The 20,704-nt window shown below is 42.0% G+C and carries 20 protein-coding genes; 10 read left to right on the top strand and 10 right to left on the bottom strand.

Annotated elements, in window-relative coordinates; genetic code table 11:
• Window positions 1-21: 21 nt before the first annotated feature.
• The 3 genes from hemF to IF202_RS06270 form a co-directional block, all read right to left on the bottom strand.
• On the bottom strand, window positions 22-960 hold the full coding sequence (hemF, locus tag IF202_RS06280; protein ID WP_191594037.1) for an oxygen-dependent coproporphyrinogen oxidase: 939 nt from the start codon (window positions 958-960) through the stop codon (window positions 22-24).
• A gap of 55 nt (window positions 961-1,015) precedes the next feature.
• Window positions 1,016-1,957, bottom strand: coding sequence for a lauroyl-Kdo(2)-lipid IV(A) myristoyltransferase (gene lpxM / locus IF202_RS06275; RefSeq protein WP_191594036.1), 942 nt, complete (start codon window positions 1,955-1,957; stop codon window positions 1,016-1,018).
• Window positions 1,958-2,047: 90 nt separating this feature from the next.
• The gene (locus tag IF202_RS06270; RefSeq protein ID WP_191594035.1) at window positions 2,048-2,611 is read right to left on the bottom strand and encodes a TetR/AcrR family transcriptional regulator; all 564 of its coding nucleotides are present in this window, start codon (window positions 2,609-2,611) and stop codon (window positions 2,048-2,050) included.
• 145 nt (window positions 2,612-2,756) lie between these two features.
• On the opposite strand from IF202_RS06270, the gene lpdA reads away from it, so the two are divergent.
• On the top strand, window positions 2,757-4,166 hold the full coding sequence (gene lpdA, locus IF202_RS06265) for a dihydrolipoyl dehydrogenase (RefSeq protein ID WP_191594034.1): 1,410 nt from the start codon (window positions 2,757-2,759) through the stop codon (window positions 4,164-4,166).
• Window positions 4,167-4,217: 51 nt separating this feature from the next.
• Here the strand turns inward: lpdA and IF202_RS06260 are convergent, their stop codons facing one another.
• Window positions 4,218-4,571 (bottom strand): hypothetical protein, encoded by a 354-nt coding sequence (locus IF202_RS06260; protein WP_235963342.1) that lies wholly within the window; start codon window positions 4,569-4,571, stop codon window positions 4,218-4,220.
• A 408-nt stretch (window positions 4,572-4,979) separates the two neighbouring features.
• On the opposite strand from IF202_RS06260, the gene IF202_RS06255 reads away from it, so the two are divergent.
• Both IF202_RS06255 and gabT read left to right on the top strand, forming a co-directional pair.
• Complete coding sequence (locus IF202_RS06255) at window positions 4,980-6,446, top strand: NAD-dependent succinate-semialdehyde dehydrogenase (protein WP_191594033.1); 1,467 nt, start codon at window positions 4,980-4,982, stop codon at window positions 6,444-6,446.
• A gap of 56 nt (window positions 6,447-6,502) precedes the next feature.
• Window positions 6,503-7,780: a 4-aminobutyrate--2-oxoglutarate transaminase gene (gene gabT, locus IF202_RS06250; RefSeq protein ID WP_191594032.1), complete on the top strand. Its 1,278-nt coding sequence runs from the start codon at window positions 6,503-6,505 to the stop codon at window positions 7,778-7,780.
• Between the two features lie 180 nt (window positions 7,781-7,960).
• Here the strand turns inward: gabT and IF202_RS06245 are convergent, their stop codons facing one another.
• Window positions 7,961-8,161, bottom strand: a complete 201-nt coding sequence (locus tag IF202_RS06245; RefSeq protein WP_191594031.1) for a hypothetical protein — start codon at window positions 8,159-8,161, stop codon at window positions 7,961-7,963.
• Window positions 8,162-8,281: 120 nt separating this feature from the next.
• Between IF202_RS06245 and IF202_RS06240 the strand changes: the two genes are divergently transcribed.
• The 5 genes from IF202_RS06240 to IF202_RS06220 all read left to right on the top strand — a co-directional run bounded on the left by IF202_RS06240 (window position 8,282) and on the right by IF202_RS06220 (window position 13,546).
• Complete coding sequence (locus tag IF202_RS06240; RefSeq protein ID WP_191594030.1) at window positions 8,282-9,178, top strand: LysR substrate-binding domain-containing protein; 897 nt, start codon at window positions 8,282-8,284, stop codon at window positions 9,176-9,178.
• A gap of 150 nt (window positions 9,179-9,328) precedes the next feature.
• Window positions 9,329-10,291, top strand: a complete 963-nt coding sequence (locus IF202_RS06235; protein ID WP_191594029.1) for a dihydrodipicolinate synthase family protein — start codon at window positions 9,329-9,331, stop codon at window positions 10,289-10,291.
• Window positions 10,279-11,235: a 4-hydroxyproline epimerase gene (locus IF202_RS06230; RefSeq protein WP_191594028.1), complete on the top strand. Its 957-nt coding sequence runs from the start codon at window positions 10,279-10,281 to the stop codon at window positions 11,233-11,235. Before IF202_RS06235 ends, IF202_RS06230 begins: the two co-directional genes overlap by 13 nt.
• 18 nt (window positions 11,236-11,253) lie before the next feature.
• Window positions 11,254-12,507, top strand: coding sequence for an NAD(P)/FAD-dependent oxidoreductase (locus tag IF202_RS06225; RefSeq protein ID WP_191594027.1), 1,254 nt, complete (start codon window positions 11,254-11,256; stop codon window positions 12,505-12,507).
• 16 nt (window positions 12,508-12,523) lie between these two features.
• On the top strand, window positions 12,524-13,546 hold the full coding sequence (locus IF202_RS06220; RefSeq protein WP_191594026.1) for an Ldh family oxidoreductase: 1,023 nt from the start codon (window positions 12,524-12,526) through the stop codon (window positions 13,544-13,546).
• A gap of 107 nt (window positions 13,547-13,653) precedes the next feature.
• Here IF202_RS06220 and IF202_RS06215 read toward each other — a convergent pair whose 3' ends face one another.
• From IF202_RS06215 to fabF, 4 genes are all read right to left on the bottom strand, one after another.
• Entirely contained in the window at window positions 13,654-15,168 is a 1,515-nt protein-coding gene (locus tag IF202_RS06215) for an aldehyde dehydrogenase (NADP(+)) (RefSeq protein ID WP_191594025.1), read from the bottom strand.
• A 197-nt stretch (window positions 15,169-15,365) separates the two neighbouring features.
• Window positions 15,366-16,037: a GntR family transcriptional regulator gene (locus IF202_RS06210; protein WP_191594024.1), complete on the bottom strand. Its 672-nt coding sequence runs from the start codon at window positions 16,035-16,037 to the stop codon at window positions 15,366-15,368.
• 131 nt (window positions 16,038-16,168) lie between these two features.
• Window positions 16,169-17,107 carry a LysR family transcriptional regulator gene (locus IF202_RS06205; protein ID WP_191594023.1) on the bottom strand — a complete coding sequence of 313 codons (939 nt, stop codon included), beginning with the start codon at window positions 17,105-17,107 and terminating at the stop codon, window positions 16,169-16,171.
• Between the two features lie 126 nt (window positions 17,108-17,233).
• On the bottom strand, window positions 17,234-18,502 hold the full coding sequence (gene fabF / locus IF202_RS06200; protein WP_191594022.1) for a beta-ketoacyl-ACP synthase II: 1,269 nt from the start codon (window positions 18,500-18,502) through the stop codon (window positions 17,234-17,236).
• Window positions 18,503-18,612: 110 nt separating this feature from the next.
• Between fabF and IF202_RS06195 the strand changes: the two genes are divergently transcribed.
• Window positions 18,613-19,203 (top strand): TetR/AcrR family transcriptional regulator, encoded by a 591-nt coding sequence (locus IF202_RS06195; RefSeq protein WP_191594021.1) that lies wholly within the window; start codon window positions 18,613-18,615, stop codon window positions 19,201-19,203.
• Between the two features lie 176 nt (window positions 19,204-19,379).
• Here the strand turns inward: IF202_RS06195 and cysQ are convergent, their stop codons facing one another.
• Window positions 19,380-20,216 carry a 3'(2'),5'-bisphosphate nucleotidase CysQ gene (gene cysQ / locus IF202_RS06190; RefSeq protein WP_191594020.1) on the bottom strand — a complete coding sequence of 279 codons (837 nt, stop codon included), beginning with the start codon at window positions 20,214-20,216 and terminating at the stop codon, window positions 19,380-19,382.
• A gap of 61 nt (window positions 20,217-20,277) precedes the next feature.
• On the opposite strand from cysQ, the gene IF202_RS06185 reads away from it, so the two are divergent.
• Entirely contained in the window at window positions 20,278-20,697 is a 420-nt protein-coding gene (locus IF202_RS06185; RefSeq protein ID WP_191594019.1) for an RNA-binding S4 domain-containing protein, read from the top strand.
• Window positions 20,698-20,704: the final 7 nt, after the last annotated feature.

Here is a 20,704-nt window from a genome sequence, read left to right as displayed (position 1 = left end):
ATCCTCTTTTTTTTATTGTATTTATGATTGCAGCCAATCTTTTGATGTTAAGTAATAATCTGTCAATTGAGCTTCATCACTGTCTGGCTTAACTTGGTATTCATATGTCCAACGTACCTCTGGAGGCAATGACATAAGAATAGACTCGGTACGGCCTAAACCACTCTGCAAACCAAAATGCGTTCCACGGTCAAAAACCAAATTAAATTCCACATAGCGGCCTCGGCGGTGCAATTGGAAGTCGCGCTGTTGTTCTGTGAAAGGTAAATCTTTGCGGCGTTCTAAAATCGGTGTGTAGGCTTTCGTGAAACTATTCCCTACAGACTGCATCATAGCGAAGCAGTCTTCAAAGCTGCCTTCATTGAAATCATCAAAGAATAGGCCGCCAATGCCTCGCGGTTCACCACGGTGTTTTAAGTAAAAATATTCATCACACCATGTTTTGAAACGTGTGTAATAACCTTTGCCAAATGGCTCAACCGCATCTCGCGATACTTGATGCCAATGGATACAGTCTTCATCAAAGCCATAATAAGGCGTCAGATCAAAACCACCACCGAACCACCAAACTGGTTCCATGCCGTCTTTATAAACAACAAACAAACGCACGTTAGCATGAGAGGTTGGTGCAAAAGGATTATTCGGGTGAATGACAAGAGAAACCCCCATGGCTTCAAAACGACCGCCCGCTAACTCAGGTCGATCTGCCGTAGCAGAAGGAGGGAGTTTATCGCCCATAACGTGTGAAAAATTCACGCCTCCTTTTTCGATGACTTTACCGCCAGCAATAACACGGGTTCGGCCACCGCCGCCGTTATCTCTATCCCAAGCGTCTTCTTTGAAACGCACCTCTGGTTCAAAACTTTCTAACGATGAGCAAATATGATCTTGAAGAGACAATAAATAATTTTTTACCGCGAAGATATCTAGTTTCTGGGGCTGCATTGAATGCTCAGGCATGACTGGTTCCATTGGATCGAATACTTAAAAATATCATTAACTTAACTCTTTGTTACTAATACAGGTTATTACCATCTGGCTGACTTCGTAGCAAATTCAAAATCCACATATATTGTTCCGTGTGTTTTTCGATCATGGCTTCTAATGCTTGGTTCATCAAAATAGCATCTTGGGTATCGTCACCTGTAGGAAAGTTCTCAAGCGCGGGAAAAATATGTAACTCATATTTCCCTGTTTTGTCGTTATAAGCTTGAAACATAGGAACAATATGGGCTTTCGTTAATTTAGTTAGTTTACCTAACCCTTTCATGGTTGCTTTTTCGGCACCAAGGAAAGGAACAAATACAGAGTGCTGTGCACCTAAATCTTCATCTGGTAAATAATAACCAACGTAACCCTTTTTAACGGATTGTAAGAAAGGTTTTACTCCTGCACTTCGAGGATAAACAACACCACGCCCATATTGCATACGCTGGGAGTGCATAATCCAGTCCATTAATGGATTTTTTTGAGGCTTCATGATGGTTGTTATCGTATACCCAAGTGATGCCAACATTGACCCAGTGTAATCAATCGCCCAACAATGAGGTACTAATGTAATAACGTTTTCACCCCGGTCTAACAAAGGGAATAGGTTTTCTCCCCCAATCACTTCATTCCGATTTTTTTTATATTTTTCACTACGGACAAACAATTCACCATAAGCAAAACAAAACTGAATGGCGGTGCCTAAGCTATCACGTAACATGACATCTCGTTCTTCTAACGATTTATTTGGGAAACAATGTTGAAGATTTAAGCGAGCACGTTTTAGAGCACTGCTTTTTTTATTGATAACAAAAGGGACGATTTTCTTTGCAAGCTTGTCACGGAGTCGAAAAGGAACATACGCCAATATAAATGCAAACATCATTAACAACCAAGTAAGCCAAAACTTCGGCGCAAGAAAACTCCATGTAAACTTAGGATTATGTAGATTTTTATCTTGTAAGCTCATTATCTTTCTTTTTTTAGTGAATTTTTTAATTCTTAGTTTTTTATTAACAATCATGTTACCCAAGGAGGCGGTTATTTTATAGTGCTACAGTTAAACATAAGCAATTTTCCAATAAGACAGAGCTCGATCAAAAAAAGTCGGATCATTGGTGCCTTGAACCAAAATGGAGGCACCATGCAGACAAGCAAGCAACTGACTTGCTTTAATCAAGGCTTCCTCTTCAGTGACCTGCTCTAAACGTACTAAAACTTGCGTCACCCAATCTAACTTTACCTTATAAAATACAGCCAGTTCATCGCAAACGGGCTCAGGTAAAATTGGTTTATTTGATGTCAGCATAGTACACAAACTCATATCGCCGTTAGTAACAATCTTGTCTTTAAATCCGTCAATGAAACTATTCAGTAGATGCTTGGCATCAAGCTCTTCATTATGAGGGTCTGGCAGCATCAAAGAAAAGGTATGGGTATAACGAGCCATTACAGTAGCAACCAAATCACCTTTAGTTCGATAATGATAGTGAACACTCGCACTCTTTATACCAACCGCTTCTGCTATGTCTCGAAAGCTAAAATTTCCATATCCTCCTTGAATAATAAAACGCTCAGCTACGTCCTGAATCTTAGATTTAGTATCAAATTTTGCTTTGCTCATGAAGCCATTTTCTCTCTACGCATGTTTTATCTATCTAGTGATAGGTATTTTATTGACCTGACACAAATCCACAAGTTATATTCTACCTATCTTGAGATAGGTAGAATATAACTACCTTACGAAACCCGATTTGAGGAGAGTAAAAATGACATACGATCTTGTGGTATTAGGAAGTGGGCCTGGTGGTTATGCGTCCGCTTTCCGCGCAGCAGATTTAGGTTTAAACGTTGCTATGATCGAGCGCCATAATGCTTTAGGTGGTGTTTGTTTGAATGTCGGCTGCATACCATCCAAAGCCTTATTGCATGTGGCAGGGAAAATTCTTATGGCCGATGAGCCAGCGCATGGCGTGCAATTTACTAAACCAACCATAAATCTAGACGATGTTCGACTTCACAGACAATCCACCGTAGACACATTAACTGGCGGCCTCGCCATGATGGCAAAAGGAAGGAAAGTCACCGTACTTCATGGCGAAGGTAAGTTTGATTCAACCAACTCCATCATTGTGACCAAAGAAGGCAAAGAAGAAAAAATTGAATTTAAAAATGCCATCATTGCCGTCGGTTCCCGCGCAATTAAATTGCCTTTCGTTCCTTATGACGATTCACGCATTCTAGACTCTACCAGCGCCTTACAACTTGAAAATATTCCAAAACACCTCTTGGTACTCGGCGGTGGGATTATTGGCTTAGAAATGGCGACTGTGTATCAATCATTAGGATCAAAGATAACTGTTGCGGAATTAGGTGATCAAATCATGACAGGGGCAGACAAAGATCTAGTAAAAGTTTTTGAACAAGCCAATAAAGATCGCATGACGTTCCTAACTCAAACCCAAGTAATTGATATCAAAGCCACCCCAAAAGCCTTGAACATTACACTTAAAGACAAAAACGGGGAACGTAATCTGGCTGTTGATTCTGTCTTGGTGGCTGTTGGTCGTTCTCCAAATGGTCGCACGGCAGGTATTGCGGAGATAGGCGTTGAACTAGACGAAAGAGGCTTTGTTTTAACAGACGACCAAGGTAAAACATCTGTACCCAATATCTTTGCTATTGGCGATGTGACTCACGGACCTATGCTTGCTCACAAAGCGTCTCATCAAGGCCATATTACAGCCGAAGTAATTGCAGGACATAAAGTGGATTTCCAACCGCTTGCCATTCCTTCTATTGCTTACACCTTTCCAGAAGTTGCTTGGGTTGGCTTAACAGAAACCGAAGCGAAGAAACAAGAAATTCCAGTCAAAACGGCTGTTTTCCCATGGAGTGCAAGTGGTCGGGCGATTGCTTCCGGCGTGACTCAAGGCAAAACCAAACTCATCTACGATGAAGCAACAGAACGCGTATTAGGCGCTGGTATTGTTGGTTCTCACGCAGGTGAATTACTCGGTGAACTGACTCTCGCCATTGAATTTGGTGCAACACTAGAAGATATCGCTTTAACCATTCATGCCCACCCAAGCTTACATGAAACAGTTGGACTCGCTGCGGAACTGGGCGCTGGAACCATTACAGATTTACCGAATAAGAAAGCAAAGAAAGCTAAATAGACCTGTTTGATATGTGCTGATCTTACTGCTCACCTTAATTAAAAAGTGAGATCAGCTTACATAGATAATATGTTGCTCATCATCGTAGCTAAAATTGAGGATAATCTGAATTTGCCTTTCATCAAAACACATCTTAGAAACTAAGTTAGCACTGCCTTTTTCAGCTTTCTTTGCGAGCTCTCTTAATTGCCTTTCTAGCATAATCCAAACGACATCATCTCTTGATTTATCCATGTTATTTGTCGATTGAAACGTCCTACGCAACCAACCGAAATAAACCAGCGAATTCGTTTTAATATCAAAATCTTCGCTGCTATCGGTTTCATTATAATCAAGCCCATAAACGGTAAACTCGCTTAACAAATACGCTTTCCACTGCTGCATAAACTGTTCTAAATATGGCAAATACTTTCTCCAAACCGAGCTACATCAAGTTAATTCTTCCTATTTTATAGATTACTCATGCTTCTCGTAATCTGTTGTCATAAAAGTAATGGATAAATAAGGAAGACTGTAAAAGGAAATTATCAACCCTATTCCAACAGAGGCATAGCGATGGTGTACAGCTAATATCTACAGGGGGAAATGATATGTCTTGCCAGAAGAACATCAATTAACTTTGGAGAAGGTTAACCTGTTAACTTCTTCACATTACTTCTCAGAGTTTAATGTTTGAAGCACATCAAACATTAAATTGATTGCCTACCATTTTTCATCGTTCGACCTTTGCTTACTATCAATTAATATGAAGAGACAACCAAATGCAAAAGGCGTTTACTGGTTCTCTTTCTTTCGTTCAGTCTGGAGTTTTTTATGCAAGTACTACTGTCTCAACCTAGTTTACTGAAAAGCCATTCTTACATTAATGGTGAATGGGTTACTGCTGTGTCAGGAAAGACCTTTCCCATTACGAACCCATCAAACGGCGAGCACATTATTGATGTTGCCGATTTGGGTGCAGATGAAACAACTCAAGCCGTTGAGGCAGCAGAAAAAGCACAGAAAGAATGGCAAGGCCGAACCGCAAAAGAACGTGCTACTTTGCTGCGTCGTTGGAATCAGTTGATTCTGGACAACCAAGACGATTTGGCGAAGCTGATGACGTTGGAGCAAGGCAAACCACTTGCAGAATCCAAAGGCGAAGTGCTTTACGGTGCGTCTTTTATTGATTGGTTTGCTGACGAAGCACGCCGTTTAAATGGTGATGTGATTCCAACATTTGCGAAAGACAAACGTATTTTAACCATCAAACAAGCCATTGGTGTTGTTGCCGCGATTACGCCTTGGAACTTCCCCATTGCGATGATTACTCGAAAAGCGGGTCCAGCGTTAGCTGCTGGTTGTGCGATTGTCATCAAGCCATCTGACGAAACGCCTTTGTGTGCATTGGCGCTGGCCGAACTGGCTCACCAAGCAGGCATTCCAGCCGGTGTATTAAATGTCGTGGTGGGTAAAGACGCAAAAGCCATTGGCGGTGTTTTAACAGGTAACCCAATTGTTCGTAAATTGTCTTTCACGGGCTCAACGCCTGTGGGCAAACTTTTATTGTCTCAGTGTGCGCAAACCGTGAAACGTACGTCGATGGAATTAGGTGGCAACGCACCCTTCATTGTCTTTGACGATGCAGACCTAGACGCGGCAGTTGAAGGCGCTATTGCTTCTAAATACCGTAATGCAGGCCAAACCTGTGTTTGTGCCAACCGTATATTGGTTCAAGACAGCGTTTATGATGCTTTCGCGGCAAAACTGGCCGCTCGTGTAGCGACATTCAAAACAGGTGATGGCTTTGTTGAGGGCGTTAATATTGGTCCACTGATTAACCAAGCCGCGATCAACAAAGTAGAAGAGTTAGTCCAAGGTGCAATTAGCCAAGGTGCGAAAGTCTTGATTGGTGGTTCTGCCGCTAAAGGTGTCGGTTCTCAGTTCTTTGAGCCAACCATATTGACGAATGTTACTGACGACATGGCGATTTTCTCTAATGAAATTTTTGGCCCTGTCGCACCCTTGTTCCGTTTCAAAACAGAAGACGAAGCGGTTGCCATGGCAAACAATACCCCATTTGGCTTGGCGTCTTATTTCTATTCCCAAAATATCGCTCGAATCTGGCGTGTATCCGAAGCATTAGAGTACGGCATGGTGGGAATTAACGAAGGTATTATTTCGACTGAAGTAGCACCATTTGGTGGAGTGAAAGAATCCGGCAGTGGTCGTGAAGGGTCTCAGTACGGTATCGATGAATACGTCGAAATCAAATACATGTGCATCGGTGGATTAGCGTAAACCGCTCTAAGTAACTCGAACAACATAAATTCATCCATTTATAGGTAAGAAAATACATGAAAAACGCAGATCTACAAAAGCGCAAAGAAAGCGCGATGGCTCGCGGCCAAGGTAACATGGCGCCAGTTTATGTTGATAGAGCCGTTAACTCCGAGTTGTGGGACGTTGAAGGCAATCGTCACATCGATTTTGGTGCTGGTATTGCCGTAGTCAATACGGGTCACAATCATCCGAAAGTAAAAGCCGCGGTACAGGCACAAGTCGAACGCTTCACTCACACTTGCGTCATGGTGAGCCCATATGAGTCTGCCGTTGCTTTGGCTGAAAAGCTAAACGCCGCTGCACCGGGAAACACGCCAAAGAAATCCATCTTTGTGACAACGGGTGCGGAAGCAGTAGAAAACTGCGTGAAAATTGCTCGTGCTTATACCGGTCGCCCTGGCATTATCGCGTTTAATGGCGGCTTCCATGGTCGTACCAATATGACGATGGGGCTGACTGGTAAAGTGAACCCTTACAAAGTTGGATTTGGTCCTTTCCCAAGCGACATATTTCATGTGGCTTACCCAAATGAATACCATGGCATCAGTATTGAGCAATCTTTGGAAGAGCTTAAAATGCGCTTCACATGCGACATTGAAGCGTCTCGTGTTGCGGCTATTTTGATCGAACCTGTCCAAGGCGAGGGTGGTTTCTATCAAGCACCTGCTGAGTTCTTACAAGCTTTACGTAAGATTTGTGATGAGCACGGAATTTTACTAATCCTTGACGAAATTCAGTCTGGTTTTGCGCGTACTGGAACACTATTTTGCCATGAGCAAGCAGGCATTGAAGCGGATCTAATGACCGCAGCCAAAGGCATTGCTGGCGGTTTCCCTCTTGCTGCTGTCGTTGGTAAAGCTGACATTATGGATGCTCCAATTCCTGGTGGATTAGGCGGTACTTATGGTGGTTCTCCTGTGGGCTGTGCTGCGGCACTGGCTGTTTTTGATGTGATTGAAGAAGAACAATTGTGCGCTCGTGCTACAGAAGTAGGTACTCACTTCGTTAAATATCTGACGGCAATGAAAGCAGAATATCCACAACTAATTGGTGACGTTCGTAATGCAGGCGCGATGATTGCGATGGAGCTTGTTCATGATGGCGATGCGAATAAACCAAATGCAGAACTAACCAAAGCCTTGTCTGCAAAAGCAGCGCAAAATGGCCTGATACTTTTGTCTTGTGGTATTCGTGGCAACGTTATTCGCTTCTTACCAGCTTTGACGATTGAAATGAATATCATTGATGAAGGCATGGACATATTCAAACGCTGCTTTAAAGAACTTGTTTAAACGTTAGTAGCGCTTATTGGCGTTAACCCCTCCCATTGGCAGGAAACATTCTTGCACTCAAGCCACTGCATAAACACAGTGGCTTTTTTTATTCGTCCATTTTTTTATATATCTATAACAGGTAAGCCAAGCGTTAACAGCTCTAAGTCACTAAAAAGCACAGACAATCATTAGATAAGCTTAAGGCTGTCTCTTATCATTTTCATGTCGTGAACTATAAGGTGGAAGTCCCATGTCCCGACGTAAATATTCAGGAAGCTTACGAGAAAGCATCATTTGTTGAATATGTGCTTTTTTAGATTTTCGCTTTTTATGGCCTAATTTTAAAGATTTATAGCCATTCATTGCCTTTTCATTCAGCCACACTAATAGAATCCACATATTCTTACTTCCTCTTGATAAGAACTTTATTTTGTCGTTAAAAAAAGGTAAAAACGAATGGTGTTTTCTTACACATAGGATTAGAAAATCTTATAGGAAATGATTTATGAGGAATAGGTTATGAGCTATCGCGTTACACACTTAAAAGCATCTCATTACTTTTCTGTTGCAAGCCAGACTTTGAGTTATACAAAAGCAGCTGAACAACTTCATGTATCACAAGCAGCTGTTAGCCAACAGATTCGATTGTTAGAAGAATACCTTGGTGTTGCACTCTTTTATCGTTCTGGTCGAGAAATGCGCTTAACCAGTCAAGGGCAAGCACTGGCGGAACATTTATCACTAGCGTTTGATCATATAGGAAAGGGCTTAGAAAGCGTTAAGCTTGAACCCCTTGAGGGAACACTCCAAGTATCAGGTTTGCAAAGCTTCGTGTCTCTTTGGCTAATGCCAAAGCTGTGGCGTTTTTCAGATTTGCACCAAGGAGTAAATGTTAAACTTTTTTCATCGGATGAAAGGGAGGATCTTCATTCAGGTTCAATCGATATAAGCATTGATAATAGAGTTAATATCCAAGACAACACAATACAAAGTCTAATTTTGTCTTCTGAAGTGATTCCGATCTGCTCACCTGAATTGGCCGCAAGAAGATCTCTTAAAAAACCTACCGACTTATTGCAGTGTTGGTTGATACAAGTAGATCTACCAGCCTATCGCTGGATGACTTGGTTCGCAGAGCAGCATATTTCATCATTAAACAGTAAAGGCATTCTGTGGACAGAAGTCAGCTCTTGGTACATGGGTATTAATGCAGTAAAAGCAGGTCATGGTGTATTTCTATGCCCAAAATTCATGGTACAAAAAGAACTTGATCAAGGAACACTCATACACCTTTTTCCAAATACCTTACAAAATAGCATAGAATTCTATGTAAATTACTCTAAAAACTCTTCTAGAAAAGCAAGAATAGAAGCTTTCGTGAATTGGTTATCGCATGAAGCTAACATCAACTCCTAATGCTATAAAAACACCTAATAAGTACAGTTTTTTTATTATTGCTTTAAATATGTACAACTTCCTTTGTTTAATTTCAGCGCCTCTATTGACGCTAATCAAACCTAAATGTATTTTGTATCCAATATCCTACAAATAACAAAGGCCTTCATAATGAACACAGACATTTTTAACGGCGTAATACCCGCCCTAATGACACCATGTAAAGCAGATCGCACCCCGGACTACGATGCCCTAGTAAAAAAAGGCAAGCAGATGATAGAAGCAGGGATGTCTGCTGTGGTTTATTGTGGATCAATGGGAGATTGGCCACTATTAACTGACGAAGAACGAATGGAAGGGGTTGAGCGCCTGGTCAATGCAGGTATACCTGTTGTTGTTGGTACCGGTGCCATTAATACAAAATCTGCCGTTGCACATGCAGCACACGCTGAAAAAGTTGGCGCAGCAGGATTGATGGTTATTCCTCGCGTTTTATCTCGCGGCTCAGTAATCTCGGCACAGAAAAACCACTTCAAAGCCATTCTAGATGCAGCTCCTTCTGTACCTGCCATTATCTACAATAGTCCTGTTTACGGATTTGAGACTCGTGCCGAGCTATTTTTCACATTACGTGCAGAACATTCAAACTTAATTGGTTTTAAAGAGTTTGGTAGCAAAGAAGCTCTGCGTTATGCAGCAGAAAATATCACCTCAAAAGACGATGATGTTTTGTTAATGGTCGGCGTAGATACTGCGGTGTATCACGGTTTTGTTAAGTGTGGTGCCGTTGGTGCCATTACAGGAATTGGTACCGCCTTACCAAAAGAAGTTCTACTTCTATGTGACTTAGCAAAAAAAGCAGCGACTGGAAATGCGGAAGCACGCCTTAGAACACAGGAATTAGAAGAAGCTTTTTCAGTTCTCGCTAGTTTCGATGAAGGTCCTGAGTTAGTGTTATTCTTTAAATACCTACTTGTCTTAAATGGTGAAGAAGAGTATCGCTTACATTTCAATGAAACAGATGAATTAACAGCAGCACAACGTCATTACTGTGAAAATCAATATACAATTTTCAAAACTTGGTTCCAAGATTGGGCAAAGCAAGGTGGAGTAATTACTGAATGCTTATCGTAGATAGTCATACGGAAGGTGAACCTACTAGAGTTATTCTTGAAGGAGGCCCTGATCTTGGATCGGGGCCTTTGTCAGAGCGCGCAGCATGCTTAGAAAGAGAGCATAAAGACTTCTATCGTTCAATGGTCGTGGAACCATACGGACAAGAAGCCATGGTTGGCGTCTTGCTAGTTGAACCTGTCGACCCAGAATGTGTAACCGGTGTCATTTACTTCGACGCTGCGGCTGTTATTGGAATGTGTGGTCATGGAACAATTGGGGTCGCAGCCACCCTTGCTTATATCGGAAAAATTGGAATTGGTAGCTATAAAATAGAAACACCTGTTGGTATTGTTGAGGTGACATTAAGTGATAAAAATACTGTCACAGTGAAGAATATAGACAGCTATCGTTTCCAAAAATCCATTACAGTTGATGTGGAAGGGATAGGAAAGGTAACAGGTGATATTGCTTATGGTGGTAATTGGTTCTTTTTAGTCGATGATAGTCCAACACCTGTATTACCAAATAATATTCGTAGTTTAACAGAAACTGGCATTGCAATTCGAGAAGCCATTTATGCTCAGAACATTACTGGAGACAATAGCGGAATTATAGATCATATTGTCTTGTATGGCCCAGCACTTACTCAAAAAGGTCATACACGTAATTTTGTTCTTTGTCCTGATGATGCCTACGATCGCTCGCCTTGTGGAACAGCAAGTTCTGCTCGTTTAGCATGCCTTGCAGCAGACAACTTACTTTCAGCTGGTGACGAAATTTATCAAGAAAGTACCATTGGCAGTGGCTATACATTGAGTTATCAAATGTCTACCAACCCCTCTTCATCATCCAAGGCTAGTATTGTTCCTTCTATAACAGGTCAAGCTTTTATTACTCGTGAAGCCACTCTTATATTTAACCCAAGCGATCCATTAAAAAATGGCGTAGTGCTAGAAGCCTAGAACACGCAAGGAGGAACTATGAACGAGGCAATAAAACCAGATGTTATCGTGATTGGTGCTGGGATTATCGGTATTAGTATTGCACTGAAATTACAGTTAGAAGGTAAGCAAGTATTGGTTCTGGATAGAAAAGGTATCGCCTCTGAAACATCAGCTGGTAACGCTGGTGCTTTTGCTTTTTCAGACGTTATTCCTCTTGCTACACCCGGCATCATGCGCAAAGCGCCAAAATGGCTTATGGATCCACTTGGCCCTCTTTCTGTATGCCCCACTTATGCCCTCAAGATTCTTCCTTGGATGTTCCAATTTTGGCGTGCTAGCTGGAAAGATAAATATCAAGCGGCACTCAATGCTCAAACTGAGCTAATGAATTTGTCCAAAGCGGCTTTAGAACGTCAAATCATAGCCGTGAATGGTGAGGCTTTAATTCGTCGAGAAGGGCAATTACAGCTTTATGAAGGTTTGGCCGAATTCAACGACAGTCTTGCTAGTTGGAAGACTCGCCAAGATTTAGGCGTGGTATTTGAATTCTTAGAAGGCCCTGAAGAAATTGCGAAAATACAGCCGGGTATCGATCCTCGTTTTACTCATGCAGTTTTTACCCCTGAGTGGAAAAACGTTGTTCATCCTGCAAAATGGACTCAACACTTAGCTAATGCCTTTGAAAAACTAGGTGGTGAAATAGCCATAGAGTCCATTCAGTCTATTGATTTAAAAGAAAAAAGTGTCGTTTTAAAATGCGATGATAAAGATTATGAGACTGAGCATATAGTACTGGCTGCGGGGGCATGGTCAAAAGCATTCGCCAAATCTATTGGTGACAGTTTACCACTTGATACAGAGCGAGGGTATAACACAACACTTCCGGCAAATGCTTTCGACCTCAAAACCCACATTACTTTTAGTAATCACGGTTTTGTTATTAGTAAAGTAGGTCAAGGAGTTAGAGTCGGTGGTGCAGTTGAGTTCGGAGGATTAGACCTAAAACCGAACTACAAACGCGCCGACGTATTGCTTAACAAAGCCGCCAGTTTTTTACCAGAACTCAATATCACAGGAGGAGTGCAATGGATGGGGTTTCGACCTTCTATGCCTGACAGCTTACCTGTAATTGACTACTCGACCCAATCTAAACGAGTAATCTATGCCTTCGGACACGGACATCTAGGTCTCACTCAATCAGCAGGTACCGCAGAGTTAGTGAGCGATCTTTTGACAGAGAAGAAGGCTAGTATTTCAATGACACCTTATTCAGCAACACGCTTCCAATAAAATTTACGGAGAAAGTATGAGCGATAATGTCACTCTAGGTTTGGCAGAAATGTATGAACTAAGCAAAACCATACTCATGGATAACGGCTTTAACAAAGACCACGCCCATTCTATCACTAATATAATGTATGCCTGTCAGCGTGATGATTGCCACTCACACGGTCTTCACCGTCTGCTTATGTGCGTTGACAGTATAAAGTCTGGACGAATAGATGGTACAGCAGAACCGATTATTACAGACGCAGGCCCTTCAGTTGTTCGAGCTAACGCCAACAAAGGAATGTCTTTACTTGCTCTGCAAGCAGCACTTCCACTGCTGATAGAGAAAGCAAAAACAAATGGTATCGCCGCACTGGCAATCAATAATTGTTACCACTTCTCTGCGCTTTGGCCAGAAGTCGAAAAGCTTTCAGAAGCAGGGTTAGCAGGTATAGCCATGGTTCCTAGCCACGCATGGGTCGCTCCTGCTGGTGGCACACGCGGAACATTAGGCACGAACCCTTTGGCATTCAGCTGGCCACGCAGAGAAAATCACCCTTTTACCTTTGACTTTGCCACTAGCCAATTTGCTAGAGGTGAAATTGAGTTATATCGCAGAGCAGGAAAACCACTGCCTGAAGGCGTTGCAATAGACAAAAATGGGAAGCCAACCACAGACGCAGAAGCCGCTATGGATGGTGCCATGTTGACCTTTGGCGGTTATAAAGGCTCAGCATTGTCTATCATGATTGAATTGCTTGCAGGGCCTCTTATCGACGACCTGACCAGTAAAGAAAGCATGGAGTTTGCTGAAGGTAAACCTGAAGCGCCTTATCATGGTGAAATACTCATTGCGATAGACCCTAATTTACTAAGCGGTGGCAGGGCAATCGCTAATGATGAGAGAGCAGAGCGACTGTTTGCAGACATTATTGAACAAGGTGCACGTTTGCCATCTCAACGTCGTTATGCCGCGCGTGAGCACAATATAAAGCGTGATGCCGTAGAGATTCCAAGAAAGCTATATGACGAACTTCTTGCTTTACGTAAGAACGCATAAAGAAAAATAGGTGCATAAAAAAAGCCGTGTTACTAACACGGCTTTTTCGTCTGTCAGACTAATAATAGCTCTAAGCTTCTTAAACACTTTACCTAACGATAATGACCTTAGATAAGGTCATCTGGTAATAATCCAGCAGGAATGTCTTGATAGCAGACAGGCCGTACGAATCGACGAATAGCCATGGTACCTACTGAAGTAGCGCCAAAATTTGTTGTTGCTGGATAAGGACCTCCATGAACCATACTGTCACATACCTCTACACCCGTTGGGAAAGCATTAGCCAATATACGACCCGCTTTACGCTCCAGTACAGGTAAAAAGTTTTTTGCAGCATTAAGGTCCAAGTCATCAACATGGATGGTACAGGTTAACTGGCCCTCTAAGTTTTTAGCCACTTCTAACATTTCTTCAATAGAGGATGCCAAAACGACAATACCTAATGGCCCAAATACTTCTTCTGCTAACGCTTTATTTTTTAGCCATTCAGCCGCTGTCACAGAATAAAGGTAAGGTGTTGCACCGCGAGACTCACAAGAGGTAGACAATACTTCACGAACGCCTGTTGATGCAGATATACGTTGTTGACCAACACGATATGATGCAGCAATGCCATCTGTAAGCATGGTTTGAGTAGGTACTGATGATAAACTTTCACCAACAGTAGACACAAATAAATCCGTTTCAGGCCCAGCAATTAATACTGCAACACCAGGGTTAGTGCAAAACTGCCCAGCACCCATCGTTAAAGAAGCCGCCCAGCCTTTTGCTAACGCCTCACCACGATTGGATACGGCATTAGGAAACAAAAACATTGGATTAATTGAACCTAACTCACCAAAAAATGGAATAGGTTCAGGACGTGCCGCACATAAATTAAATAACGCGCGCCCTCCTGCTAAAGAACCAGTAAAGCCAACCGCTTTAATTAATGGGTGCTGTACAAGCGCAGCACCAACTTCATAGCCATTATCTTGAATAAAACTAAAGACACCTGCTGGCATATTGCATTTTATGATAGCAGCGTGAACCGCTTCAGCAATAATTTCGCCTGTTCCAGGGTGCGCACTGTGACCCTTTACAACAACAGGGCAACCGGCAGCCAGTGCCGCTGCAGTGTCGCCACCAGCCGTAGAGAAAGCCAATGGGAAGTTAGATGCTCCAAATACAGCAATAGGGCCAATAGGGCGCTGTATTAGCTTCAAATCATTTCTAGGAAGAGGCTGACGCTCAGGCAAGGCCGCATCATGACGCTTGTCCAGATATTCTCCCTGCATAATATGCTGTGCAAATAATCTTAACTGACCACACGTTCGACCACGTTCACCGATCAAACGGGCTTCAGGTAAACCTGTTTCAGAACAACCAATTTTTGTAATGTCATCGCCACGGGCTTCTATTTCATCTGCAATGGCATTCAAAAAATCAGCTCGAGCTTCACGTGATAAATAACCATAATCAATAAAAGCAAGCTCTGCGGCCTCAACTGCATCATTAACATTTACAACAGAGCCTTTAGAAAAATCATATACTTCGCCAACAGCAGGGGAGGATGCGAAAGTCTGTTCTGAAGTGATCCATTTTCCAGCAATAAGATGTTTACCATGTGGCATGAAAGTCATGTAATTCTTGCTCCATTAAAATTAGTTCAAAGTAACTCTTAGTGGATATTGTATCCAAAAATACACATTGTACAAGAGTATAAGCATAATGAGCATGCAAGCAAGTAGATGACGTAAAGCGTATTAAGAATATGAAGGAAGGATACTGAATGATGTCTTCTTATTTTGACAACATCATTCAGTTAACACAAAAGTACTTATTTTGATCTCGTTGCAGCAATTAGTTCTAGTATCTGTGATTTAGTATTTTCAAGATGTGAACACAGTAAATCAGCTGCGGCATCAATGTCACATAAACGTGCCAAGCGTAATAACTCTCGGTGGTCATGCTCTGCATTATCCGCTTTTCTTAGTTGATCTATATGCATGCTCACATAACGATTAGCTTGTATACTGACTCGATCAAGCAACTGCATCGTTAATTTATGATTAGCAGCCTGATAAAGCAGGCCATGATATTGCGCATTTAATGGCCCCCAATCCGCTACATTTCTAGCAGCGTATGAAGCTTCCATTTCAACAAGTAAATTTTCACACAGATCGAAGTGATTTTCTTCCATCAAGGGAATGGCTTTTTTAAGCAAATCGACTTCTAAGAGAATTCTAACATCAAAAATTTCAGCTATTTCAGCTAAAGAATGCTTAGTAACAGTGGCACCACGATTGTTAATAAATACAACCAGGCCTTCTGAATCAAGACGTTTTAACGCCTCTCGAACAGGCATTCGAGATACATCATATTCTTCAGCTAATAGCTCTTGCCGGATAAGTTCACCTTCAGCAAGATCACCAGACAATATTCGATTACGTAAATCTGCAGTAATAACATCAGGTAAGCTCTGACGTATAACAGCTCTTTTTTGAGCCAATTTTTAATCCTCTCTTAAAATACGTATGAAAGCGCTATCTTATCGACCACTCTGCATTTTTCAATCTATTTTATTAAAACACCTTTTGTAGATTCTAAATACCCGGAAACGAGCCTTGCCTAAATGGTTAATTAATAAGGTGCAACCCCTAGCTCTTTTACAGTCTGGTGCAACACATTTGAAAATAACTCTCTGGGCTTATTCGGCTGCGAAGTTTTCTTGCAGATCACGGCAACCCCCAATGTATAACTTCTAGTATTGGATGCAACTGTAACGATATCGCCTTGATCAAGATAAGGCTGAGCATACAACTCAGGTAAAAAACCGATGTACTGGCCTGATAAAATAAGCGCTAAACGACTGTCATAAAAATAAGAAATCGCAGCAAGCTTTAACTGTGATATTTGCTCACTCATGGCTTCATGAGGTTTTAAACCAGCGTGAGTTGCTGGATAGGTATTTGCTTGTTCCGATTGCTCTTCTTCTGTCATCGCCACTAAATCATGACCCTTCCCGCAATACAAAAAACACGTATCACGATAAAGATGAACATAGTCCAGCCCTTCTAGTTTTCGATGATAAGGAATAAAACCAATATCTGCTTCATCATTCAAAATCATTCTTTCAATGTTTGCCATAGAGGCAACGTTCGTTGTGATAGAAACGTCTGGGGCCTGTTGTGAGAATCTTTGAATGAGCTCAGGGAAGTAACTACGAGGGTCAAGACTGATCGCATCAGAGAGAGCGATTCTTAATTTTCCGGTCAAACTAACGTTTAAGTTATTCACCGTGGTACGAAACGCATCTAACGACTCTAGAAGGTTATCGGTCATTTTATAAATGATTTCGCCTTCTTCCGTCAGAGAAAATCCGCCTCGGCCACGCTTACACAAAACAAGATTAAGGCGGTTTTCTAAATTCGAAATATGAAGACTGATCGTAGAGCGACCAATATTGAGAGCCGTTTCAGCTGCTGAAAAACCACCACAGTCGACAACCGTTTTAAACACCTTTAGCTGTTTAATCTCATAGTCGCCGACTTGACCTAGTGAATAGTTTTTAGCACTCATTCTCTCTCCATGGATTGTCTCTTAACCTAAAAAGGTTTTAGTACCTAAGCATTAAGCGAGCTTAAGCCCATTTAAAAAGACAGTTTAACAGATACAAGGCAATGAGCGATCCAAGATATAACTAACTTAGTAACGTTTTAAGATAAGTGCTGCGTTTACACCACCAAAACCAAAGCCATTACACAAAACGTATTCAACATTTTTTTCACGTGAAACCAATGGAATAAGATCTAGATCAGCCATACTTTCTTCTGGTTGCTCCAAATTAAGCGTAGGAGGAAGAATGCCTGTTCTTAATGCTTGAGCACTAAAAATTGCTTCGACACCACCAGCAGCACCAAGCAAATGACCGGTGGCAGACTTAGTGGATGAAATAGCGACTTGCTGTATCTTATCTTTGAATATTTGTCTTAACGCACCAATCTCACCACGATCACCAACTGGAGTAGATGTCGCATGAGCATTCACATAGCCAATTTGGTCTGCTGAAATACTCGCCATGGTTAATGCTGTTTTTATTGCGCGTGCTGCACCTTCCCCACTTTCAGGACCAGAGGTTAGGTGATGCGCATCAGCACTGGTTCCATATCCAACGATTTCTACCAGTGGTGTGGCACCTCGAGCTAACGCATGTTCCAGCGTTTCTAGTACTACTAATCCTGCACCTTCTCCCATTACAAAACCTTCTCTACCTTTATCGAAAGGACGAGACGCTTTTTCTGGATCATCGTTTCTTGTCGAAAGCGCTTTTAGTGCACCAAACCCTGCAAGTGATAAAGGGTCAATACAAGCTTCAGTTCCACCAGCTAAAGCAACTTTTGCTTCGCCTGTGCGTAATAAACGCATAGCATCACCAATGGCTTGAACACCTGCAGCACATGCGGTCACAGGCGTGCCGATTGGGCCTTTGAAACCATATTTTATCGACACATTACCTGCAGCAAGGTTTGCAAGAAAAGCCGGCACAGTAAATGGCGATAAACGACGAGCCCCTTGATTACTTAGAACCGATTGCGCATGAGTAATTGTCGGTAGTCCACCAATTCCAGTGGCGATAATAGTTGCCGTCGCTTCTTGGTCTTCCGTTGTGCTTGGTTGCCAATTAGCTTGCGTTAAAGCCTCTTCAGCAGCGGCAAGAGCGAAAAGAGTAAACAGATCTACACGCTTACGCTCTTTTGGAGACAGATAGTCAGATTCATTTAATCCGTTATCTTGTTCCGTGTGACTTGGAACTTGTCCTGCAATATGCGTATTCAATCCATCGGAAAGGGTAGTTGGTAGTGTACGAATACCAGACTCACCTCGAATCAATTTTTCCCAAACAGCCTCTACGCCTAACCCTAATGGTGAAACTAATCCCATTCCGGTAATAACAATTCGTTGTTCTAGTGACATGATAAAAACCTCTTTTACTTACGTCAGTGATACGACTAATTCGACTAGAAGAAAGTCCTCATGTTAGAGTGAGTCTTTATATGATCAAGATAATATTTAGGAGACTAAATATGCCTTACACACCAAAGCATAAAGAACAGACTCGTCAGCGAATTTTACAAGCCGCAGCAAAGTTGTTTTGCTCGAATGGTTTTGATCGCGTCACCCTCACACAAATCATGAAAAAAGCAAACATGACCCATGGTGCGTTTTATGCGCATTTTTCTGGAAAGAGCAGTTTGTATGAAGCTGCGATGCAATTCGCTACCTCTCATGGTTTCTGGGCTCGAGATGACAAGCAAACTGAAAGTAAAGAAACTCATCTTAAGGCGCTCGTCATTCGTTATTTAAGCTGGAGCAAAAGCGACAAAGAACATCCCTCACCATTGGAGTTCCTTGTTACTGATGCAGCTCACAAAGAAGAAAAAGTCCGTCAAGCTTATCAAGCGTGTTTCGATAACCTAGTCGAACGCCTGACCGAGATTTTACAAAAGCGTGGCGCAAAAGAAGCCAAAGCATTGGCAGAAGAAACGGTTGTGTCTTTGGTAGGTACCGTGGCAATTGCACGTTCTTTTGCTCAACCATTACAAAATGACTTTTTGAAGCGAGCTCAAGAACGTATTGTTTCTAGGCTCAATAGCGGCCTGAAAGTAACGAATTAATAGAAGAACTCTGGGATTGATTTGGTTATTTGATTGTTTTGTAAGTCAATATACTGATGCGTGTTTCACGTGAAACATGGTTCGGTGTAGTGTCTAAAAATTCTAATTGGTTATAGACATAAAAAGGGAATGCAAAAAAAAGACTAAGGCCACGCTTTAGTCTTTTTTTATACACATCAATCTTTTTTATACCAGTCAATTACAGTTGGAGCGATTTCAGGGCCAGATACAAAGAAATGCCCGTTGAGAAGAGTCTCACGCTGGTTATAACGAAAAGGCTTTCCGGTTGGTGTCACTAACATTCCGCCAGCAGCTTCGATAATAGCTTGCTGAGCAGCAGTGTCCCATTCACTTGTCGGCCCACGACGTAAATGTAAATCCGCAATACCTTCTGCAATACGACAACCCTTTATTGAACTGCCTTTTGGTAATTCTCGGACTTGTTCATAGGTTAACTTCAAAGTTGCTTTCAGGTCTTTTGGCAATGCAGGCCCGTGACTACGACTGGTCATTGCAATAATGGGTTCACGAGGCTCTCGTACATTAATGCTTTCATATTCATCACCTTGCCATTTTACGGCACCCACAGGTAGACCTCTCCATGGACGAGTCACACCAAAGTAACCTTCTGTTGTCGTTGGTAAATAGACCATACCAAGAATAGGTTCACCATCTTCAACAAGAGCGATGTTTATACTGAATTCACCATTACGCTTAATAAATTCCTTCGTGCCATCTAATGGATCAACAACCCATAACATTGGCCACTGAGAACGCTCTTCAAACGCCACTACACCTTCTTCAGACAAAACTGGAATATCAGGTGTAAGTGACTGCAAGCCTGCTAATATGACATTGTGCGCAGCAAGGTCTGCCGCCGTGACAGGACTGTCATCAGACTTTTGTTCGATACCTAAATCTGAACGTTGATAAATATCCATGATCACATCGGCAGCATCGTGTATGATTTTTTGAAGAGCTTGGAAAGTAGGGTGTGTATTAACGTCCTTCATGACAGCCTCAAATATGACAACAAAATAGCGTCAATGTATTTTTAATGAGTAAAACAGACTTATGAGTAAAGCAGAAAAGCAGTCTACACCACAAGCCGTTCGTTTAGATAAGTGGCTATGGGCCGCACGATTTTACAAAACACGTTCACTTTGTAAGGATGCAATAGACGGTGGCAAGGTCTCTTACAATGGCAGTAAAGGCAAAGCGAGCCGTAATGTGGAACTCGGAGCCTTGATTGGAATACGAGTTGGTTGGGATGAAAAGATTATTGAGATCAAAGCGATTAGCGCTCAACGTCGTGGCGCACCAGAGGCTCAGTTGCTTTATGAGGAAACGCCAGGTTCAATCGAGAAGCGTGAGCGTCGCGCCCTTGAAAACAAATCCTATGGTGGTCGAATAATGGCAGATCATAAACCTAATAAAAAAGAACGCCGAGACATAAAACAACTTAAACACGATATCTTTAGTGATAAAGAGTAGTAATTAA

Origin of the sequence: Marinomonas colpomeniae (genome assembly GCF_014803385.1) — a bacterium.
Lineage (GTDB): Bacteria > Pseudomonadota > Gammaproteobacteria > Pseudomonadales > Marinomonadaceae > Marinomonas > Marinomonas colpomeniae.
The sequence above is the reverse complement of the archived record's forward strand: the minus strand, read 5'-3'. Positions and strand labels throughout refer to the sequence as shown.

Excerpts from the sequence above, each read along its gene's own strand:
- hemF (WP_191594037.1), bottom strand. The coding sequence starts at position 960 with ATGCCTGAGCATTCAATGCAGCCCCAGAAACTAGATATCTTCGCGGTA.
- lpxM (WP_191594036.1), bottom strand. The coding sequence starts at position 1,957 with ATGAGCTTACAAGATAAAAATCTACATAATCCTAAGTTTACATGGAGT.
- IF202_RS06270 (WP_191594035.1), bottom strand. The coding sequence starts at position 2,611 with ATGAGCAAAGCAAAATTTGATACTAAATCTAAGATTCAGGACGTAGCT.
- lpdA (WP_191594034.1), top strand. The coding sequence starts at position 2,757 with ATGACATACGATCTTGTGGTATTAGGAAGTGGGCCTGGTGGTTATGCG.
- IF202_RS06255 (WP_191594033.1), top strand. The coding sequence starts at position 4,980 with ATGCAAGTACTACTGTCTCAACCTAGTTTACTGAAAAGCCATTCTTAC.
- gabT (WP_191594032.1), top strand. The coding sequence starts at position 6,503 with ATGAAAAACGCAGATCTACAAAAGCGCAAAGAAAGCGCGATGGCTCGC.
- IF202_RS06245 (WP_191594031.1), bottom strand. The coding sequence starts at position 8,161 with ATGTGGATTCTATTAGTGTGGCTGAATGAAAAGGCAATGAATGGCTAT.
- IF202_RS06240 (WP_191594030.1), top strand. The coding sequence starts at position 8,282 with ATGAGCTATCGCGTTACACACTTAAAAGCATCTCATTACTTTTCTGTT.
- IF202_RS06235 (WP_191594029.1), top strand. The coding sequence starts at position 9,329 with ATGAACACAGACATTTTTAACGGCGTAATACCCGCCCTAATGACACCA.
- IF202_RS06230 (WP_191594028.1), top strand. The coding sequence starts at position 10,279 with ATGCTTATCGTAGATAGTCATACGGAAGGTGAACCTACTAGAGTTATT.
- IF202_RS06225 (WP_191594027.1), top strand. The coding sequence starts at position 11,254 with ATGAACGAGGCAATAAAACCAGATGTTATCGTGATTGGTGCTGGGATT.
- IF202_RS06220 (WP_191594026.1), top strand. The coding sequence starts at position 12,524 with ATGAGCGATAATGTCACTCTAGGTTTGGCAGAAATGTATGAACTAAGC.
- IF202_RS06215 (WP_191594025.1), bottom strand. The coding sequence starts at position 15,168 with ATGACTTTCATGCCACATGGTAAACATCTTATTGCTGGAAAATGGATC.
- IF202_RS06205 (WP_191594023.1), bottom strand. The coding sequence starts at position 17,107 with ATGAGTGCTAAAAACTATTCACTAGGTCAAGTCGGCGACTATGAGATT.
- fabF (WP_191594022.1), bottom strand. The coding sequence starts at position 18,502 with ATGTCACTAGAACAACGAATTGTTATTACCGGAATGGGATTAGTTTCA.
- IF202_RS06195 (WP_191594021.1), top strand. The coding sequence starts at position 18,613 with ATGCCTTACACACCAAAGCATAAAGAACAGACTCGTCAGCGAATTTTA.
- cysQ (WP_191594020.1), bottom strand. The coding sequence starts at position 20,216 with ATGAAGGACGTTAATACACACCCTACTTTCCAAGCTCTTCAAAAAATC.
- IF202_RS06185 (WP_191594019.1), top strand. The coding sequence starts at position 20,278 with ATGAGTAAAGCAGAAAAGCAGTCTACACCACAAGCCGTTCGTTTAGAT.